Consider the following 15,345-nt stretch of genomic DNA (forward strand, 5'->3'; position numbering starts at 1 on the left):
GCGGGCACGGCTGGGGGAATGACGACGGGCCGCCGACCTCAGGTCAGCGGCCCGTACCGGCGGAGGCGGACAGGAATCGAACCTGCCTGCGACGGGGACCGCCGCACCACGGTGTTGAAGACCGGGGGGCCCACCAGGAACCCTGACACCTCCCCAGCGGTGAGGCGACCGGCCAGGATCCAGATCCACGACGGTCGCCTCGGCGCTACGCGCCCCCGGCAGGATTCGAACCTGCGCTCCCGCCTCCGGAGGGCGGTGCTCTATCCCCTGAGCTACGGGGGCAACAGCGAGTCACTCTAGCAGCCAGATCAGGCGCTCCCGCAATCCGTTCGGAGCGCCGCTGGCCCGCGACTAGACTGCCCCGGGTGACTCCTGAGCAACTGGCTGCCGCACTGCATACCGTCCTCACCCAGGCCGTCGCCGACGGCGATCTCGCCCTCGAGGTGCCGGCCGAGCAGGACCTGCGGGTGGAGCGTCCGCGCAGCCGCGAGCACGGGGACTGGGCGAGCAATGTCGCCCTTCAACTCGCCAAGCGGTCCGGTATGCCGCCGCGCCAGTTCGCCGAGATCGTCGCCGCCCGCCTGCGTCAGGTTGAGGGCGTCGCGAAGGTGGACATCGCGGGTCCCGGCTTCCTCAACATCACGCTCGACGCGGCGAGCGCGGGAGAGTTGGCCCGCACCATCGTCGAGGCCGGGGAGAACTTCGGGCACGGTGACGCGTTGGCTGGCGAGCGGGTGAACCTGGAGTTCGTCTCCGCCAACCCCACCGGACCGATCCACCTCGGCGGCACCCGATGGGCGGCGGTCGGTGACGCCTTGGCCCGGGTGCTGCAGGCAGCTGGCGCCGACGTGTCACGGGAGTACTACTTCAACGACCACGGCGCCCAGATCGACCGTTTCGCCCGCTCGCTCATGGCCTCGGCGCGCGGGGAGGAGGCGCCCGAGGACGGCTATGCCGGCGCCTACATCGACGACATCGCCGCCCAGATCGTCCAGCGTCGTCCCGATGTGGCCGACCTGCCCGAGGAGCAGGCCCAGGAGGTCTTCCGGGCGGTCGGTGTGGAGCTGATGTTCGAGGAGATCAAGGCCTCGCTGGCCGACTTCGGCGTGAAGTTCGACGTCTTCTTCCACGAGAACTCGCTGCATGAGTCCGGCGCCGTGCAGCGTGCCGTGGATCGGCTCACCGAGCAGGGGGAGATCTTCCAGCAGGACGGGGCGCTGTGGTTGCGCACCACCGCGCACGGGGATGACAAGGACCGGGTGGTGATCAAGAGCGACGGTCAGCCCGCCTACATCTCCGGCGATCTGGCCTACTACCTGGACAAGCGTGAGCGCGGTTTTGACCGCAACATCATCATGCTGGGCGCCGACCACCACGGCTACGTCCAGCGGATGATGGCGATGTGCGCCTCGTTCGGTGACGAGCCCGGCGTCAACCTGGAGATCCTCATCGGCCAACTGGTCAACCTGGTCAAGGACGGGCGGCCGGTGCGGATGTCCAAGCGCGCCGGCACCGTCGTGGTGCTCGAGGACCTCGTCGAGGCGGTCGGGGTGGACGCTGCCCGCTACGCGCTCACCCGCAGCTCGACGGACAGTCAGATCGACATCGACCTGGACCTGCTGGCCAGCCGGACCAACGAGAACCCGGTCTTCTACGTCCAGTACGCCCACGCCCGCACCTGCAACGTCGCCCGGCTCGCGGCCGAGGACGGCGTGCACCGCGAGGACGGCTTCGACCCCTCGCTGCTCGACCACGAGACCGAGGCCGTGCTGCTCGCGATCCTCGGCGACTTCCCGCGCGTGGTCGCGCAGGCGGCCCAGCTGCGCGAGCCGCACCGGGTCGCGCGCTACCTCGAGGACCTCGCCGGCCGCTTCCACAAGTGGTACGACGAGTGCCGTGTGCGGCCGATGTCCGCCGACGAGGAGATCACCGACCTGCACCGGTCGCGGCTGTGGCTCAACGACGCCACCCGCCAGGTGCTCGCCAACGGACTGGGGCTGCTCGGCGTCTCGGCCCCGGAGCGGATGTGAGTGAAATGACGGACATGACCAAGGCAACCGAGGTGTCCACGCAGGCGGAGGGCACGTCCACGCAGTCAGCTGACCGGTCGACCCAGGCTGGCGCGGGAGCGCCGGTGAGGGTTGCGGTGCTGGGCGCCGGCACTGTTGGCGCTGCCGTGGTGCGGCGCCTCCAGGAGCGCTCCGACCTGTATGCCGCCCGCCTCGGCCGCCCCCTGGAGCTGGTCGGGGTGGCCGTGCGCGACCTGGAGCGGGAGCGCGACGGGGTCGACCGCTCGTTGCTGACCGACGACGCCGAGAGCCTGGTCGATCGCGCCGACGTGGTGGTCGAGGTGATGGGCGGCATCGAGCCCGCCCGCAGCCTCATCGAGCGTGCGATGCGCCGCGGCGCCCAGGTGGTCACGGCCAACAAGCAGCTGCTCGCCCAGCAGGGCCTGGAACTGGAGGCACTCGCCGAGGAGTGCGGTGTCGCGCTGGAGGGTGAAGCCGCGGTGATGGCGGCGATCCCGGTCATGGCTGTGGTCCGGGACTCGCTCGCCGGTGACGTCATCTCCTCGATCTCGGGGATCGTCAACGGCTCCACCAACTTCATCCTCGACCTGGTGGCCCGCGAGGGGGTGGGCTTCGAGGAGGCCGTCCGCCGGGCCGGTGAGCTCGGTTATCTGGAGGCCGACCCCACCGAGGACCTCGAAGGTCTGGATGCCGCGGCCAAGATCGTGCTGCTCGCCCGCGCCGCCTGGGGTCAGCCGGTCACCCTGGACGACGTGCGCCGCCGCGGCATCAGCGGGCTGACCGACTCGGACTTCCATGACGCCTCCGGGATGGGCGGCGTGATCAAGCTGGTCGCCTCGGCCTGGCGTTCCGGCTCCCCGGAGCGCCCGCGCGTCGAGGTGGCGGTACGTCCTGTCGCGCTACCCCGCGAGGACCCGCTGGCCCAGGCGCGCGGCGGTGCCAATGTGGTGATCATCGAGGCCGAGTCCGCCGGCACCCTGCGTCTGCACGGCGCTGGCGCGGGTGGGGACGAGACGGCCTCTGCCGTCCTCGGCGATATCGTCCGCGCCGCCCGCCGCGCCTGACTCTTGGGCGAGGAGCACCTCGGGCCATCTCGGCGGCCTCGGCCGAGGTGTTCTCTTTTCGGGGCGGCGGCTTTCAGACGTGCACAACGTCCCGTATGCCGACACTCACCTGCGCTTTAGTCCTTGCCTTCCTCGTTGTGCATGTTTGAGTGCCCGGTCGGGCCCCGCGGAGGTGCTTGGGCCTGGCGCGTGGCGGAATGGGTGGGGCGTGGCTCGTGTTATCGTGATGGCGCCTCGTGAGCAGATGGGATACCGAATGGTCGGCCCCGGGGCGCTTCCCACACGGACGACGTCCTTCGACGTCTGAGTCTCGACACCCCTGCACGTCCCAAGCAGGCGTCCGAGCCGTTGATCGCGTCCGTGCGACAGCTACGACACCGGCCCTGCGGGCTCGCTGCCCCAGGACCTCTACCTAGCCACGACCCCAGCCCGCCCGTGCGGGACGAGGGGGAAGGAAAGTACGCGTGACCGACACCACCAACGCCGCGACCAAGACCGGCGCGCTCAGCACGCTCCGGCTGGCCGAGCTCCAGCAACTCGCGCAGAGCATGGGCATCACCGTCGACGCCAAGATGCGCAAGGCCGACCTCGTCTCCGCGATCCGCAGCCAGGGCGGCGCCCCTGCCCGTGGTGGCCGCCGTGCCGCCGCCGGTCAGGCCGCTCCCGCGGTGGAGCAGCGCCAGCCCGTTGACCAGGGCGCGCAGGCCACTCCCGTGCAGCACCAGGTCTCCCCGGCGTCCACGCCGGACCGGGCCGGGTCCACGCCGGAGCGGGCCGAGTCCGAGGGCACTGGCTCCGCAGCCTCGCAGGGCGGCGGCGGCGACCTCGAGGCCGCGCTCGACCGGGCTGAGGCCCAGCGCGATGAGGGGCAGCGCTCCCGTGGCCGCCGCGCCGGCTCCGCCGCCGGCGCCCCGCGGGCCCGTGAGGACCGCCGCGATGGCAACCGCGACAACGACGGCGACCGTCAGCAGCGCGAGTCCCGCGATGGCGAGGACCGCGGCTCCGACGGGGCCGAGGGCCGCCAGCAGGGCGACCGCCGTGACAACCGCGAGGACCGCCGCGACGGGAACCGGACTGACAACCGCAACGACCGCCGCGACGAGAACCGTAACGATCGCCGTGACGACAACCGGACTGACAACCGCAACGATCGCCGCGACGACAACCGCGACAACGACGGCGACCGCCAGCGTCAGCAGGATGACGAGGACGGCGAGGGTGGCGGCCGCCGCAACCGCCGCCGCAGCCGCCAGCGTGGCCGGGACCGCAAGCGCGGCCGCGGCCAGGGCACCCAGGGCGCCCAGGGGAACCAGGGCGGTCAGGACGAGGAGACTTACACCGAGGAGGACGTGCTCGTCCCCGTCGGCGGTGTCCTGGACCTGCTCGACAGCTACGCCTTCATCCGGACCACCGGCTACCTGCCTGGGCCGACGGACATCTACGTCCCGATGAACATGGTCAAGAAGTTCGGCCTGCGCAAGGGCGACGCGGTCCAGGGCGCCATCAAGGCTCCCCAGGACGGCAGCGACGCCGGGCAGCACACCGTCTCCTCGACCGGCAACAAGCGCGACCGCGGCAAGTTCAGCGCCCTGGTCCGCCTGGACGTGGTCAACGGCAAGCCGGCCGAGGAGGCCCGCCGCCGCCCCGAGTTCGCCAAGCTGACGCCGCTCTACCCGCAGGACCGCCTGCGGCTGGAGACCGACCAGAAGAACCTCACCACCCGGGTGATCGACCTCGTGGCCCCGATCGGCAAGGGCCAGCGTGGTCTGCTCGTCGCCCCGGCCAAGGCCGGCAAGACGCTGATCCTGCAGTCGATCGCCAACGCGATCACCACCAACAACCCGGAGTGCCACCTCATGGTCGTCCTCGTGGACGAGCGTCCTGAGGAGGTCACCGACATGGAGCGCGCGGTCAAGGGCGAGGTCATCTCCTCCACCTTTGACCGCCCGGCCGATGACCACACCACGGTCGCCGAGCTGGCCATCGAGCGGGCCAAGCGCCTGGTCGAGCTGGGTGGCGATGTCGTCGTCCTGCTCGACTCGATCACCCGCCTGGGGCGCGCCTACAACCTGGCCGCGCCCGCCTCGGGCCGGATCCTGTCCGGTGGTGTCGACTCGGCCGCGCTCTACCCGCCCAAGCGCTTCTTCGGCGCCGCCCGCAACATCGAGAACGGCGGCTCGCTGACCATCCTCGCGACGGCTCTGGTCGAGACCGGCTCGAAGATGGACGAGGTGATCTTCGAGGAGTTCAAGGGCACCGGCAACATGGAGCTCAAGCTGGACCGCCAGCTGGCCAACCGCCGCATCTTCCCGGCCGTCGACGTCAACGCCTCCGGCACCCGCCGCGAGGAGATCCTGATGGGCGCCGAAGAGTTGAAGATCATGTGGAAGTTGCGGCGGGTGCTCTCCGCCCTCGACCAGCAGCAGGCCGTCGAGCTGCTCCTGGACCGCCTGCGCAAGACCCGCAACAACTACGAGTTCCTCACCCAGGTCCAGCAGACCAGCTCGATCCGGCTGGACGACGAGGACTGACGTCGCGAACTGACGTCGAGCACTGACGTCGAGCACCACCGCACCAACTCTGCTCACCTGAGGCGGGGTCGGGATTGGACCCCGACCCCGCCCTGGTGGCAGAATGCTCTGTTGGCCCACCGGTTCACGGCGCGCACCAGGCGCTGCCGACCCGGGGGAGAATCCACCCAAGGAGAATCATGAAGAAGGACATCCACCCGGAGTACGTCGAGACCCAGGTCAGCTGCACCTGCGGCGCGTCGTTCACCACCCGGAGCACCGCGACCTCGGGCCGCATCAACGCCGACGTCTGCTCCAACTGCCACCCGTTCTACACCGGCAAGCAGAAGATCCTGGACACCGGTGGCCGCGTGGCCCGCTTCCAGGAGCGCTACGGCAAGAAGGGCAACTAGATCTTCCGACGCCGGTCCTGCGACATCATGTCGCAGGGCCGGCGTTCGCCGTTCCCGGCGTCCATCCCCTGCCCCGCCGACCGATTCCAGGTATGACGTGACCTCCTCTCCCTTCAGCTCAGCCCTCCCGCTGGTCGCCGAGCACGCCGACCTCGAGCGACAGCTCGCCGACCCTGCGGTCCATGGGGACGCGACGGCGCTGCGGCGGTTGAACAAGCGGTACGCCGCGCTCGCGGGGACGGTTGCGGCATACCGGGACTGGGAGCGGGCCTGGGAGGACCTGGCGACGGCGTGCGAGCTGGCCCAGGACGACCCGTCCTTCGCCGAGGAGATCCCCGAGCTGGAGGTCCAGGAGAGCGCTGCGGCCGAGCACCTGCGCCGTCAGCTGGTGCCCCGCGACCCGGACGATGACCGCGACGTGATCCTCGAGGTCAAGGCGGGGGAGGGGGGCGCGGAGTCGGCGCTCTTTGCCGGCGACCTGATGCGGATGTACCTCCGCTATGCCGAGCGCCGTGGCTGGCGCACCGAGCTGTTGGACACCACGGAGTCGGACCTGGGCGGCTACAAGGACGCGCGGGTGTCCATCACCGCGACCGGCACTCCGGCGCCGGGGGAGGCGCCCTGGGCGCGGCTGAAGTACGAGGGCGGCGTACACAGGGTGCAGCGGGTGCCGGTGACCGAGAGCCAGGGCCGGATCCACACCTCGGCCGCGGGCGTCCTGGTGATGCCCGATATCGATGACCCGGCCGAGGTCGACCTGGATCCGAACGACCTCAAGATCGACGTCTTCCGCTCCTCCGGACCCGGCGGTCAGTCGGTCAACACCACCGACTCTGCCGTCCGGATCACCCACCTGCCCTCCGGCCTGGTCGTCTCCTGCCAGAACGAGAAGTCCCAGCTGCAGAACAAGGAGTCCGCGCTGCGCGTGCTCCGCGCCCGCCTGCACCAGATCGCGGTTGAGGAGGCGGAGGCCGCGGCCAGCGAGCAGCGCCGCAGCCAGGTCCGCACGGTGGACCGCAGCGAGCGCATCCGCACCTATAACTTCCCGGAGAACCGGATCGCCGATCACCGCACGGGGTACAAGTCCTACAACCTGGACCAGGTGATCGACGGCGACCTGGACGCCGTCGTGCAATCAGCGGTCGACGCCGACGAGGCCGCCCGCCTGGCCGCGGCCGGCGACCGGTGAGGATCGACGCCGCCGTCCGCGAGGCAACCAAGGAACTCGCCGCGGCCGGTGTCCCCAGCCCCGGCGCGGACGCCGAAGCACTCCTCGCGCACGTGCTCGGCCACGACCTGGGCGAGGTGCGGCGCGCGCGGGTGCTGGGACGGGACCTGGATGAGGTGGGGGAAGCGGCATACCGGGACGTGGTGGCCCGGCGCGCCACCCGCGTGCCGCTGCAGCACCTCACCGGCACCGCGCATTTCGCCGGGCTGGAGCTCGCCGTCGGGCCGGGCGTCTTCGTACCCCGACCCGAGACCGAGGTGCTCGTCGAGCTGGCGCTCGCGGACCTGGACGGGCTTACCGAACCCGCGGTGCTCGACCTGTGCACCGGCTCGGGGGCGATCGCGCTCGCCCTCGCCCGCCGGCGCCCGGACGCCCGCGTCGGCGCGGTCGAGCTGTCCCCCGAGGCCCAGGTGTATGCCGCCACGAACCTCGCGCGCACCGGGCTGGCCGTCGACCTGCGGCAGGGGCGGGCGCAGGACGCCTTCCCCGAGCTGCTCGGGGTGGTGGACGTGGTGGTGAGTAATCCGCCGTACATCCCACCGGGGATGGTGCCGGTCGACCTCGAGGTGCGCGAGCACGACCCGGAACTGGCGCTCTACGGGGGTGGCGAGGACGGTCTGGACGTGCCGCGCGAGGTGGCGGCGCGGGCGGCCCAGCTGCTCCGCCCGGGTGGCGTGCTGCTGATGGAGCACGCGGACGCCCAGGGGAGCACCCTGCCTGCTGCGCTCGCAGCCACCGGCGACTGGTCCCAGGTGGAGGACCACGTCGACCTGGCCGGGCTGCCGCGGGTCACCCGGGCCGTGCGCGGCTGAGCACAGAGCAGGCCCCCCCACGCGCTGCGTGGACGGGCCTGCGAAGTAGGGGTCAGGCGTCAGCGGTTACCCAGGATCACCATGACCAGAACGATGATCAGCAGAATGCCGACGATGGTCCAGATGAGGCCACCACGCATGAATCTCTCCTTCTCTCGTCGCCGCGGCTCGGGTGCCGACGGCGGCTTACCGGAACACTCTTGAGCACGGGCGACGCGGACGCAAGTCCAAACGACAGGTGGGCGTGTCCAATCGTCAGGTGCGACAATCGACGTCGTGCCCGGGGAGCCGGGTGCGCCCGCCCCGATCGGAGGATCATGACCGCCAGTCCGCTGTCCGAGCGCCTGTTGGACTGCACCGACCCGAGTGCCCGCGAGGGCGCGCTCGAGGCGGCTGCGGCCTCCGTGCGCGCTGGCAAGGTCGTGGTCCTGCCCACGGACACGGTGTATGGCGTGGGCGCGGACGCTTTCGATGTGGTCGCCGTCGCGATGGTGCTGGCGGCCAAGCACCGTGGGCGGGAGATGCCTCCGCCGGTGCTCGTCCCGAGCCCGCGCACGGTGGACGGGCTGGCGATCGATGTGCCGATGTATGCCCGGATCCTGATGCGCCAGTTCTGGCCCGGCCCGCTGACCCTGGTGCTGCGCTCGCAGCCCTCCTTGCAGTGGGACCTCGGCGAGACCAACGGCACGGTGGCCCTGCGGATGCCCGACGACGAGGTGGCGCTGCTGCTGCTCGCCGAGGTCGGCCCCATGGCGGTGACCAGCGCCAATGTCAGCGGTCAGCCGGCCGCGCAGAGCGGGCAGGAGGCGCTGGACCAGCTCGGGGGAGCGGTGGCGACCTACCTCGATGATGGCCCCCGCACCGGCGGTGCGCCGTCGACGATCGTGGATTGCACCGGCGAGGAGCCGGTGATCCTGCGCCTGGGTGCGCTCTCGGGCGAGGAGCTGCGGGCGGTGCTGGGCGCCACGACGCTGCACGACGAGCCGCCGGTGCTCGAGCCGGAGCCGGTGGACGGCGACCCTGAGGGCGGTGCGGAGGGAACGGTCGAGGACGTCCCCGGAGGCGCCCTGGGGGGCGGCCTGCCCGGCGGGCTGCGACACAGCGGCGTGACCGTCCCACGCCACGCGCTGCGCACGCTGGCCCCGTGACCGTGCGCGGGCGCCGCGACCCCTACAGTGGGGCGCATGACCGCTGTGACGCCTGACACGTACTACGGCCCGGACTTCGGCGCGCTCCTGTCCCAGGACCCGCAGCTCGCCGAGCTCCTCGTCTCCGAGCTCGACCGCCAGCGTGGTGGGCTGCAGCTCATCGCCAGCGAGAACCAGACCAGCCCCGCGGTGCTCGCGGCGCTGGGGTCGACGCTGTCCAACAAGTACGCCGAGGGCTATCCGCACGCCCGCTACTACGGCGGCTGCGCCGAGGTCGACAAGGTCGAGGACCTGGCGATCGCCCGCGCCAAGGAGCTCTTCGGCGCCGACCACGCCAATGTCCAGCCGCACTCCGGCGCGAGCGCCAACATGGCCGTCTACGGCGCCTTCGCCGCCCCCGGTGACACCGTGCTGGCGATGTCGCTGGACCACGGCGGGCACCTCACGCACGGTTTCAAGGTCAGCTTCTCCGGCAAGTGGTTCAACGCGGTCCACTACGGCGTCGCCGAGGACACCGAGGACATCGACTACGACCAGGTGGAGGCGCTGGCCAAGGAGCACCGCCCCAAGATCATCCTGGCCGGCGGCTCGGCCATCCCGCGGTTGATCGACTTCGAGCGCTTCCGGGCCATCGCGGATGAGGTCGGCGCGATCTTCTGGGTCGACGCGGCGCACTTCATCGGCCTGGTCGCCGGCAAGGTCATCCCCTCGCCCGTGCCGCACGCCGACGTCGTCTCCTTCACCACCCACAAGGTGCTCCGCGGGCCCCGCGGCGGCGCCATCGTGTGCAGGTCAGAACACGCCAAGAAGATCGACCGTGCCGTCTTCCCGATGATGCAGGGCGGTCCGTTGATGCACGGCGTGGCTGGCAAGGCGGTCAACTTCGCCGAGTGCATGACGCCGGCCTACCAGTCCTACGCGCAGCAGGTCGTGGACAACGCCGCCGTGCTGGCCGACACCCTTGGCGAGCTGGGCATCCGCCCGATCACGGGCGGGACCGACACCCACCTGTCCCTGCACGATCTGCGTGGTGTCGGGGTCACGGGCATCGACGCCGAGGCGCGCTGCGACGCGGCCGGGATCGTGCTCAACAAGAACGCCATCCCCTTCGACCCCGAGAAGCCCAATGTCGCCTCCGGCATCCGGGTCGGCAGCCCGTCGATCACCACGCAGGGGATGGGTACTGAGCAGATGCGCACGGTCGCCGAGCTCATCCACCGCGCGGTCACCGAGGGCGACGCCGACCCCGAGCACGAGGTGAGCCGGGCGGTGAAGGCGCAGGTCACCGAGCTGCTCGCGGCCTACCCGGCCTACCCGGAGCCCGAGCGGGCCTGATCGCGGGCGTGGCGGCATACAGGGCCCTGTATGCCGCCGGCGCGCACCTCCCCCTGACCCATGCGCGAGTTCCTGATGGTGCTGCTCACCGCGGCGATCGTGACCTACCTGGCCACGACGCTGGTGCGGCGGCTCGCGCTGAAGGTGGGGGCGATGACCGCGGTCCGGGACCGGGATGTGCACACGGTCCCGATCCCGCGGCTGGGCGGGGTGGCGATGCTCGTCGGCTTCGCGGCCGCCGTGCTGGTCGGGCGCGAGCTGCCCTATCACGGGCAGCTCTTCGCCGGATCGCCGCAGTTGTGGGGCGTGCTCGCCGCGGCGTCGATCATCACCCTGCTCGGGGCGATCGACGACGTCCGCGAGCTGGACTGGTTGACCAAGTTGGCCGGCCAGGTGATCGCCGGCGGCGTGATGGCCTTCTTCGGGGTGCAACTGGTCTCGCTGCCGATCGGCGGGGTGACCTATCTGCCCGAGCCGGTGATGGTGACGCTGACCATTCTGGTCGTGGTCGTCTCGACCAATGCGGTGAACTTCATCGACGGGCTGGACGGGCTGGCCGCCGGTGTGGTGCTGATCTCGGCGTCCGCCTTCTTCGGCTGGTGCTACCTGGTGAGCAGCAGTTTCGACCCGCCCAATGTCTTCTCCCTGGCCACCTTCATCAGCGCCGCGCTGATCGGGGTGTGCCTGGGCTTCCTGCCGCACAACTTCCACCCGGCGCGCTTGTTCATGGGGGACGCGGGGGCGCTGCTGCTGGGGTTGTTGCTCGCGGCGGCCACCATCTCGATGACCGGTCAGGTGGAGCCCAGTTCCTCGGCCGGGATCGCGTCGGCGGCCACCGCGATCCTGCTGCCCGTGCTCATCCCGGTGGCCATCCTGGCGCTGCCCTTCCTGGACATCCTGCTGGCGGTGCTGCGGCGCACGAGGGCGGGACAGTCGCCGTGGAAGCCGGACCGGGGCCACCTGCACCACCGGATGCTCGACATCGGGCACAGCCACCGGCGAGCGGTGATCCTGCTCTATCTGTGGTCCGGGTTGATCGCTGCCGGGACCGTGTCCTTCGCCTACCTGCCGGCCTGGGTATCCGCGATCGGGATCGTCTGCCTGCTCGTGCTCGCCATCGCGCTCACCTGGCGGACGGCCCCGGAGGCGGGCGATCCGCCGCCGGACCGGGCGAGAGGTCGTGGGCAAGCGTCCGGGAGGGCGTCGTGACCAGCGGTTTTCGTGACGGCGCTGCGCTTGTGCTAATTTTCACAAGCCTCCCGTCCCCGTCCACGAGAAGCGACACCCCCTGATGAGCCTTGCCGCCACGCGCCGCGCTGCGCCTGCCGACGTCACGGTTTCCATGGTGCGCTGGAGCGGGGTCGCGACGATGGTGTGCCTGCCGCTCGCGGCGGTGGTCGCCTGGCTGCTGCTCGATGGCGCCTCGGCCGCGGCGCTCGCCGGGACCGCCGCCATCGGCGCGCTGCTGACCGGACTCACCCTGACCACCGGGGCCTGGGCAGTGCGCTGGCTGCTGCGCCAAGAGCAGGGCAAGCTGGTGCTCCCGGGTGCCTTCATGATCGCGATCGCCCAGCTCGCGCTGCTGCTCGCGATCGTGCTGGTCCTGCGCACGATGTCCTGGTGGCAGGACGCGGCGATGGCGCTGGGGGCGTTGGTCACCGTGATCGTGGTGCAGGCGGCGCTCGTGCTGGCCTACGTGCGCGGCCGCAAGCCCGCCCTTGAGGTGGAGCCGTGGTGAGCGCCGTGCAGAAGAAGCCCGTGACAAAGCCGAGCCGGAAGGGCTCACGGCAGGCCGCCGCGGAGCGCTGGCCCGCCCTCAAGCCCGAGCGGGTGCCGGAGGAGGAGGTCGTCGGGATGGCGGCCGAGACCCACCTGGGCACCACCGTGGTGGCCTATCTGCTGGCCGGACCGTTCCTGTTCGGCGGCATCGCCTGGCTGATCGGCCAGGCCCTGGGGCAGGACTGGGTGGTTGCCGTCGGCATCCTGCTCGGGATGGCCCTGTCCATGTACATCATCTGGCTGCGGTACGGTACTGACCAGGCCAGCGCAGGGCGCCCCGCGACGATGCCGCCCGCCCCCAAGCACGTCCCCGAGAACGACACGAGGAGCAACGAGTGATGCCGATCACTGGCGCCCTGGCGGCTGCCGGCGGAGAGTGGCACCGGCCCGACCCCGCCGATCTCTACCAGCCGTTCTTCAGCATCGGCCCGGTGCTGATCACCCGCCCGATGGTGATCATGCTGATCAGCACCCTGCTGATCATGGGTCTGCTCTGGCTCGGCGTCCGCAACCTGAAGATGGTGCCCGGCAAGGGCCAGTTCTTCCTGGAGTCGATCTACTCCTTCGTGCGCAACGACATCGCCCTGAACCTGATCGGCGGCCAGCACTTCAAGAAGTACGTGCCGCTGCTGTTCACCTTCTTCCTGTTCGTCTTCACGATGAACTTCATGGGCCTGTTCCCGCTGACGATGACCGCGCCGACCAGCGTCATCGGCGTGCCGATCGCGCTCACCGCGATCGCCTACATCACCTACCACCTCGCGGGCATCCAGAAGAAGGGGCTCGGCGGCTACTTCGGCAGCATGGTCCCCTCCGGGGTGCCGGGCTGGATCAAGCCGGTCGTCTTCGTCCTCGAGCTGTTCAGCTACTTCATCACCCGCCCGCTCACGCTCGCCCTGCGACTCTTCGGCAACATGTTCGCCGGCCACATGCTGATCGTGCTCTTCGTCATGGGTGGTGTCTTCCTGCTCACCCAGGGCCCGGCCCTCGCTCTGGCCGGCGCTGGCTCGCTGCTGATGGGCGCGCTGATGTTCGTCTTCAAGATGCTGATCATGACCGTGCAGGCCTACGTCTTCACGCTGCTGACGGCCTCCTACATCGGCGATGCGGTCTCCGACGACCACTGATCCGAGCACGACCGGCGCGCAGCCTCGCGCGCCCCACCGAACCCACAACTGAATATCACTCCCACAGACCCGGTCGGATCGACCGGAACCCCATGGAAACGAAAGAGGACTCATGGAAGCCCTTGCTAGCCCGATCGCTCTCGTCGGTTACGGCATCGCCACGCTCGGCCCCGCCCTCGCCGTCGGTCTGATCTTCTCCGCCTACCTCAACGGTGTGGCCCGTCAGCCCGAGGCCCGTGGCCTGCTGACCCCCTTCACCATTCTGGGCTTCGCCGTCGCCGAGGCGCTCGCCATCCTGGGCTTCGTGCTCTTCTTCCTCACCTGAGCACCACCACGCCCGACCGGACCTACAACCTCGAGTCCGGAACCCCTAAGGAGACACAGTGCAATCGAGCCTGACGACGGATATCGTCGTGGCCGCCGGTGGTGGTGGCGATGCGCCGAGCCCGATCTTCCCGGTCTGGGAAGAGGCGGTCTTCGCGGCCATCATGTTCGGGCTGCTCGGCTTCTTCGTGTGGAAGGTCATCTGGCCCAAGCTGGAGACCGTCATCACCGAGCGCCAGGACGCGATCGAGGGTGGCATGAAGCGGGCCGAGGAGGCCCAGGCCCAGGCCGCCGCCGCCAAGAAGGAGTACGAGGACCAGCTGGGCGAGGCCCGCGCCGAGGCCGCTCGCATCCGCGAGCACGCCAAGGAGCAGGGCGCGCAGATCGTCGCCGAGATGCGCGGTCAGGCCCAGGCCGAGGCAGGTCGGATCACCGAGACCGCGCACAAGCAGATCGAGGCCGAGCGTCAGCAGGCCCTGGTTCAGCTGCGCGGTGAGGTCGGGACCATCTCGACCGACCTGGCCAGCAAGATCGTCGGCGAGTCGCTGCACGACGAGGCGCGTCAGCGCGGCATCGTCGACCGCTTCCTGGCCGACCTCGAGGCCGGTGCGATCGCTACCGAGGCGCAGACTGCGCAGTCCCACGACACCGAGCGGACCCACTGATGCGGACCGCCTTCCGCCGATCTCTGCAGGACGCCTCCGGCGCCCTGGGTGAGGCGCTGTCCCACGAGGGCGGGTCCATCGACCCGACCACCTTGGGCCAGGAGCTGTGGGCGGTCGCCAAGGTCGTGGATGCCAACCCCACCCTGCGCCGCAACCTCGCGGACCCCTCGCGGGAGGGCGCCGACAAGGCCGCCCTCGCCGAGCGGCTGCTGGGCGGCAAGGTCGGTGCGGGTGCCCTGCACGTGGCCAAGGCCGTGGTGGCCCAGCGCTGGCCGGAGGCCGGGGATGTCGTCTCCGCCCTGCAGCGTTTCGGCGTCGACGCGGTCCTGGAAAGCGCCCAGCGGCACGGCCGGCTGGACCAGGTCGAGGACGAGCTGTTCCGCTTCGGGCGGATCGTCAACGGCACTCCGGAGCTGCAGGCGGCGCTCAGCGACCGTCGGGCCGAGGTGGGCGCCAAGGCGACCCTCGTCGACCAGTTGCTGGCCGGCAAGGTCGCACCCGAGTCGGTGCTGCTGGCCCGCCAGTCCGTGGCAGGCACCCGGGGAACGCGCTTCGACCGCGCGCTCGAGGCCTTCCTGGAGCAGGCTGCCGAGCGTCAGCAGCAGGTGACCGCCACGGTCATCAGCGCCGTCCCGCTCACCCAGGAGCAGCACGACAAGTTGATCGCGGTCCTGAGCAGCCAGTACGGCCGCCAGGTCCACGCCAATGTCGTCGTCGACCCCGAGGTGGTCGGCGGCATCAAGATCGAGATCGGTGAAGAGGTCCTCGACGGCACGGTCAGCACCAGGCTGGCCGATGTGCGTCGCCGGATGACCGCCTGAGCCGCAGCACCACCGTTCCACCCGCAGCACCGGCACCCAGCCACCCGCCCCACAGCACGACATACCCGGTCCGCCACCCGGACCGACCG

Annotated in this window: 15 protein-coding genes and 2 tRNA genes; 15 read left to right on the forward strand and 2 right to left on the reverse strand. The window is 70.5% G+C overall.

Translation table 11 applies throughout. The annotated features are described in order from the left end of the window. Nucleotides 1-60: 60 nt before the first annotated feature. Together ACQBAT_RS03415 and ACQBAT_RS03420 are read right to left on the reverse strand one after the other, a co-directional pair. A tRNA-Sec gene (locus ACQBAT_RS03415) sits at nt 61-153 on the reverse strand. Between the two features lie 57 nt (nt 154-210). Beyond that, a tRNA-Arg gene (locus tag ACQBAT_RS03420) sits at nt 211-282 on the reverse strand. Nucleotides 283-365: 83 nt separating this feature from the next. Here ACQBAT_RS03420 and argS point away from each other — a divergent pair. The 15 genes from argS (at nt 366) to ACQBAT_RS03495 (ending at nt 15,256) form a co-directional block, all read left to right on the forward strand. Further along, a complete protein-coding gene (gene argS, locus ACQBAT_RS03425) occupies nt 366-2,030 on the forward strand; it encodes an arginine--tRNA ligase (RefSeq protein ID WP_420746857.1) in 1,665 nt (554 codons plus the stop codon). A 14-nt stretch (nt 2,031-2,044) separates the two neighbouring features. Continuing rightward, complete coding sequence (locus ACQBAT_RS03430) at nt 2,045-3,094, forward strand: homoserine dehydrogenase (RefSeq protein WP_420746856.1); 1,050 nt, start codon at nt 2,045-2,047, stop codon at nt 3,092-3,094. 464 nt (nt 3,095-3,558) lie between these two features. Beyond that, nucleotides 3,559-5,625, forward strand: a complete 2,067-nt coding sequence (rho, locus tag ACQBAT_RS03435; protein ID WP_420746855.1) for a transcription termination factor Rho — start codon at nt 3,559-3,561, stop codon at nt 5,623-5,625. A 179-nt stretch (nt 5,626-5,804) separates the two neighbouring features. Next, nucleotides 5,805-6,017 (forward strand): 50S ribosomal protein L31, encoded by a 213-nt coding sequence (gene rpmE / locus ACQBAT_RS03440; RefSeq protein WP_420746854.1) that lies wholly within the window; start codon nt 5,805-5,807, stop codon nt 6,015-6,017. 97 nt (nt 6,018-6,114) lie between these two features. Then, the gene (gene prfA, locus ACQBAT_RS03445; protein ID WP_420746853.1) at nt 6,115-7,206 is read left to right on the forward strand and encodes a peptide chain release factor 1; all 1,092 of its coding nucleotides are present in this window, start codon (nt 6,115-6,117) and stop codon (nt 7,204-7,206) included. After that, nucleotides 7,203-8,057, forward strand: coding sequence for a peptide chain release factor N(5)-glutamine methyltransferase (prmC, locus tag ACQBAT_RS03450; protein ID WP_420746852.1), 855 nt, complete (start codon nt 7,203-7,205; stop codon nt 8,055-8,057). Before prfA ends, prmC begins: the two co-directional genes overlap by 4 nt. Nucleotides 8,058-8,374: 317 nt before the next feature. Beyond that, nucleotides 8,375-9,205, forward strand: coding sequence for an L-threonylcarbamoyladenylate synthase (locus ACQBAT_RS03455; RefSeq protein WP_420746851.1), 831 nt, complete (start codon nt 8,375-8,377; stop codon nt 9,203-9,205). A 36-nt stretch (nt 9,206-9,241) separates the two neighbouring features. Further along, nucleotides 9,242-10,540 carry a serine hydroxymethyltransferase gene (gene glyA / locus ACQBAT_RS03460; protein WP_420746850.1) on the forward strand — a complete coding sequence of 433 codons (1,299 nt, stop codon included), beginning with the start codon at nt 9,242-9,244 and terminating at the stop codon, nt 10,538-10,540. Nucleotides 10,541-10,600: 60 nt separating this feature from the next. Then, entirely contained in the window at nt 10,601-11,749 is a 1,149-nt protein-coding gene (locus tag ACQBAT_RS03465) for a glycosyltransferase family 4 protein (protein WP_420746849.1), read from the forward strand. An 82-nt stretch (nt 11,750-11,831) separates the two neighbouring features. Further along, nucleotides 11,832-12,278, forward strand: a complete 447-nt coding sequence (locus ACQBAT_RS03470) for a hypothetical protein (protein WP_420746848.1) — start codon at nt 11,832-11,834, stop codon at nt 12,276-12,278. After that, on the forward strand, nt 12,275-12,658 hold the full coding sequence (locus ACQBAT_RS03475; protein ID WP_420746847.1) for a SoxR reducing system RseC family protein: 384 nt from the start codon (nt 12,275-12,277) through the stop codon (nt 12,656-12,658). The genes ACQBAT_RS03470 and ACQBAT_RS03475 overlap by 4 nt, the downstream gene beginning before the upstream one ends. After that, on the forward strand, nt 12,658-13,446 hold the full coding sequence (gene atpB, locus ACQBAT_RS03480; protein WP_420746846.1) for a F0F1 ATP synthase subunit A: 789 nt from the start codon (nt 12,658-12,660) through the stop codon (nt 13,444-13,446). Before ACQBAT_RS03475 ends, atpB begins: the two co-directional genes overlap by 1 nt. 112 nt (nt 13,447-13,558) lie before the next feature. After that, the gene (locus tag ACQBAT_RS03485) at nt 13,559-13,771 is read left to right on the forward strand and encodes a F0F1 ATP synthase subunit C (protein WP_420746845.1); all 213 of its coding nucleotides are present in this window, start codon (nt 13,559-13,561) and stop codon (nt 13,769-13,771) included. Between the two features lie 58 nt (nt 13,772-13,829). Beyond that, nucleotides 13,830-14,435, forward strand: a complete 606-nt coding sequence (locus ACQBAT_RS03490; protein ID WP_420746844.1) for a F0F1 ATP synthase subunit B — start codon at nt 13,830-13,832, stop codon at nt 14,433-14,435. After that, nucleotides 14,435-15,256: a F0F1 ATP synthase subunit delta gene (locus ACQBAT_RS03495; RefSeq protein ID WP_420746843.1), complete on the forward strand. Its 822-nt coding sequence runs from the start codon at nt 14,435-14,437 to the stop codon at nt 15,254-15,256. The genes ACQBAT_RS03490 and ACQBAT_RS03495 overlap by 1 nt, the downstream gene beginning before the upstream one ends. The last annotated feature ends 89 nt before the right edge of the window (nt 15,257-15,345 follow it).

It is taken from the genome of Ornithinimicrobium pulveris (assembly GCF_050261105.1).
In the GTDB taxonomy this organism is placed as follows: domain Bacteria; phylum Actinomycetota; class Actinomycetes; order Actinomycetales; family Dermatophilaceae; genus Ornithinicoccus.